The 4,199-nt window shown below is 44.0% G+C and carries 2 protein-coding genes and 1 pseudogene; all 3 read left to right on the top strand.

Annotated elements, in window-relative coordinates:
• Window positions 1-111: 111 nt before the first annotated feature.
• A pseudogene (locus AABK37_RS40710) lies at window positions 112-468 on the top strand (TonB-dependent receptor domain-containing protein); the annotation flags it as partial.
• A 249-nt stretch (window positions 469-717) separates the two neighbouring features.
• A complete protein-coding gene (locus tag AABK37_RS40715; protein ID WP_432557066.1) occupies window positions 718-1,722 on the top strand; it encodes a helix-turn-helix transcriptional regulator in 1,005 nt (334 codons plus the stop codon).
• A 109-nt stretch (window positions 1,723-1,831) separates the two neighbouring features.
• A partial coding sequence (locus tag AABK37_RS40720) for a TonB-dependent siderophore receptor (protein ID WP_432557067.1) occupies window positions 1,832-4,199 on the top strand: 2,368 nt, incomplete at its 3' end.

The raw sequence follows: 4,199 nt of genomic DNA on the forward strand, positions 1-4,199 counted from the left end.
ATGTCAATCAAGTTCATAAAAATAATTGTGAACCTGTATCGTCAGCTAAATTGATATATTTGACTAGAAACGAATATAAAATGATTAAAGTTCTGCAATACCTACAACTATGCAGAAGTTACTGAGGATAACTCCATTCCTGTGGGTAATAGATTGGACAACGTGCCAGAAAATCAAGTCAGCCTTTGGACAACCTATGAGATTCAACAGGGTGATTTCAAAGGGTTTGGAGGTGGTTTGGGGCTATTTTATGTGGGTGAGCGGCAAGGCAATTTGGCGAACGAGTTTATACTCCAAGATCACTTGCGGACTGATGCGGCGCTTTTCTACAAAAGAGATGGTTTTAAGGCAGCGATTAATGTCCGTAATTTATTTGATATAGACTATGTAGACTTCTCTTACGGCAGAGCCATCATTCAAAGAGGTTTACCATTTACAATCACGGGTTCCATCAGTTGGGAGTTTTAACTCGCTCTGCTGTTGGTCAGTAGCATCAATTTTTGTCAATCATCTACGGCGATCGCAAGCTTTCCAAAATAGCGATCGCTCATTTTTGGGAATTCTAATTTTTTAAACAGTCATCAGCTCAATGTTTGGGGCAATATCCTTACACAGACTGGTGAGAAATTTGACACCTGAAGATGAGGGGTTATCTAGCTTGTGTAGGGCTAAGAAAATAGTAATAATTAATCTCAATAAGTTTTGGTTTGATTAATCATGACTATCATTATTTCGGCACAGGCTCACCAGGAACTCTTTGAAGAAGTTAACGAAACCCCACAAAACAACGACCCCGATGATGAGTTAGATGTTACCTGCAAGTTTCCCCAAACATTAGGAGAAGGATATCATCGACGAGTTGAATTGCGACAAGGTTTATTGTTGGAGATTGAGAGCTGTCAGCGCCCTGACAATTTAATAATACAAGGTATTGACCATCCACATCCCCTAGAGTTTTGGTTTATGCTTTCAGGACAGTGGAGGGAAAGCTCTCATTGGGCAATTAATGAGACAGAAGCCGGACAGTATGGTTTTTGGAGCAGTGGCATGGCTGTTGGAGGAGAAAATGAGTTTGCACAAGGACGGCAACTGTTTGTGAACGTGCATTTAGAACCAGAATTGTTGCAGTCCTTTATCGGCAATTCCTCCGGGGAACTACCACTCGCATTGCAACATTTAGTGCGTGAGCCAGATCAACCCCTCCAGTTTCGCTCCCACCTCATGACTCCCATGATGCAATATAATGTGCAGCGTATCTTGCATTGTCCCTACCAGGGCATCATCAAGCGCACGTATCTGGAAGGCAAAGTGCTAGAACTGTTAGCACTGCTGCTAGAGCAAGAAGCAGAAATTCAGATGGGAAGCCAGACACAGAAGCCGCTCAAGCCGGGAACATTAGGGCGGATTCTCTATGCTAGAGACTTATTATTGCAACGGCTGGACAATCCACCTTCTACCGCAGAACTGGCACGCTTAGTCAAACTTAATGAGTATGCACTCAAGCGCGGATTTGTACAGGTTTTCGGCAAGCCTTTGTTTGCTTATCTCCACGATTATCGCTTAGAACAGGCGCGTCAATTGCTGGAAACTGGGGAAATGAAGGTGAGTGAAGTTGCTCAGAAAATTGGCTTTGCCAGTCGGAATCACTTTGCTGCTGCGTTTAGGAAAAAATTTGGCATCAACCCTAAAGAGTACTTGATGCAACGCAAACACTTTTTTTAGCGACCAAAAAAAACTCCCGCTAGCGACCAAAACAGCTTTCTTATAGCACTAGATTACTGATAATGTTTGTTGAAAAGAATTCCTGTTTTAGTTTGGTGTGGGGTAACAAGTGAAACAAAAGCAGTTAGTAAAGATTTTCTTACTGACGATTTCCGTTTGGCATTGGGGTGCGATCGGCGCGGCTGCTACAGAAGTACCCAAGCAAGAGGTACAGAGTAAATCTGTGGCATCGGTACTACGTAATTCCCGGTCAATTAGACAGATTCGCCAACTCAGTGAAATAGAGCGTCCCAGCACTAGCGCCCAAATGCTAGTACAGACACCAGCACCAATCCCAGCACCTGCAACTCAAGTTGTACCAATTACAGGAGTTAAAGCCAATCCCACCCAGAAAGGTGTGGAGGTGATTTTAGAGACAACCCAAGGGGAGCAACTGCAAGTCACAAATCGCAGTACAGGCAATAATTTTATTGTGGATATAATCGGTGGGCAGTTGCGGTTAGCTTCGGGCGATGCTTTTACATTTCGTTCTCAAAAACCAATTACGGGAATTACTGAAATTACAGTTACAAATGTTGATGCGAATACTGTGCGGGTGACGGTAATAGGTGAGAAGGCTTTGCCAACAGTTGAGTTATTTGATGATAATGCAGGGCTGGTTTTTGCGGTAGCATCACAGGCAACGGCACTCCCTGCACCACAGCAACCACCCCAAACGCCTGCAAGTGAGACACCGCAAGAGCAACCATCAGCAGAAAGCGATGAGCCGATTGAGTTGGTAGTGACAGGTGAGCAAGATGGATATCGCGTACCAGACGCTTCAACCGCAACCCGAACCGATACTCCTTTACGCGATATTCCGGCATCAATTCAAGTGATTCCTCGCCAAGTGATTGAAGATCGGAACATAGAGCGCGTGCAAGATGCCTTGGAAAACGTCAGCGGTGTCACCAAAGGAGGAAACTATGGTGGTACAGCCGCAGGAGCATTTGTCATTCGGGGCTTTAGTCAAGACGGAAACTTTAGAAACGGACTGCGTGATAACGGCTTCAATTCCCTTTCAGATTTTGCCAGCATTGAGCGAGTCGAAGTATTGAAGGGACCTGCCTCTGTCTTATTTGGTCAGGTTGAACCGGGCGGTATCATCAATCTCGTCACCAAACAGCCCTTGAATGAACCTTACTATTCAGTGGAATTTACCGCAGAAAACTATAACTTCTACCGCCCTACTTTCGATATTTCCGGTCCCCTAAATGCTGAGAAAACGGTTCTCTATCGGTTAAATGCTGCCTATCAAAACTCTGGAAGCTTCCGCGACTTCGTTGATTCAGAACGCTTTTTCATTGCTCCAGCACTCACCTGGAAAATTGGTAGCAATACAACCCTCGATCTTGATTTTGAGTATCTACAGGATGATTCTCCGTTTGACCGGGGACTTGTGATATTGGATGACAATTCCCTTCCTCTTCCGATTAATCGCAATCTTAACTATCCACTTCTGCATGATTTTAACCAAAGGATTTACAGAGGTGGCTATAGATTTGAGCATCGATTTAGCGATAATTGGCGCATCCGAAATAACTTCTTTCTTTCATCAGTTGATAGAGGGGGTTTTAGTGTTAATCCAGAAGGAAGATTGATCGACAACCGATTCAGTCCTAGAGTTTTTTATGATGAGCGGAATGTTACCCAAAATTATACTGTGCAAACCGATCTGATTGGAAAATTCAATACTGGCTCGATCGCTCATCAGCTACTTCTGGGGTTCGATTTCAATCGAAACACCTCTTTTTATGAAGGCAGGTCGGCTAGTTTACCTCCCAATGACATTTTTAATCCAGTATTTGAAATTCCTCGTCCTACCGTTCTCTCAGATCCCGAAATCTTTTCAGACCGCACAGATACGTGGGGAATTTATCTGCAAGATCAGGTGACTTTGTTGGACAATCTGAAGCTATTGGTTGGCGGAAGGTTCGATTTTTCTACTCAAAATAATCTAGTTGATCCGCGCAGTGAACAATTCAATGATGCATTCAGTCCACGGGTTGGGATTGTTTACCAACCGAGTCAAGCCATCTCGCTCTACGCCAGCTATAGCACCTCCTTCGTTCCTGCAATCGGTCTTTCTGCCAGCGATTCTCCCTTTAAGCCGGAGAAAGGTAAACAATTTGAAGTTGGCATTAAAGGCGAGTTCTTGGATGGCAAGCTGTCGGCAACTCTAGCAGCATTTGATATTACAAAAAGCAATATCCTGACGACTGACCCCAATCCCAATAATTCTAGATTTTCTATTCAAGTGGGTGAGCAACAAAGCCAAGGCATTGAGTTGGATGTGATTGGTGAAATTTTGCCAGGGTGGAACATTATTGCGACCTATGCTTACATAGATGCCCGTGTCACGGAAGACAACACAATTCCCATTGGTAATCGATTGCCTAACTCAGCTCAACATACTGCCAGTTTTTGGACAACTTACC

This window comes from Tolypothrix sp. VBCCA 56010 (assembly GCF_050875635.1).
In the GTDB taxonomy this organism is placed as follows: Bacteria; Cyanobacteriota; Cyanobacteriia; order Cyanobacteriales; family Nostocaceae; genus Hassallia.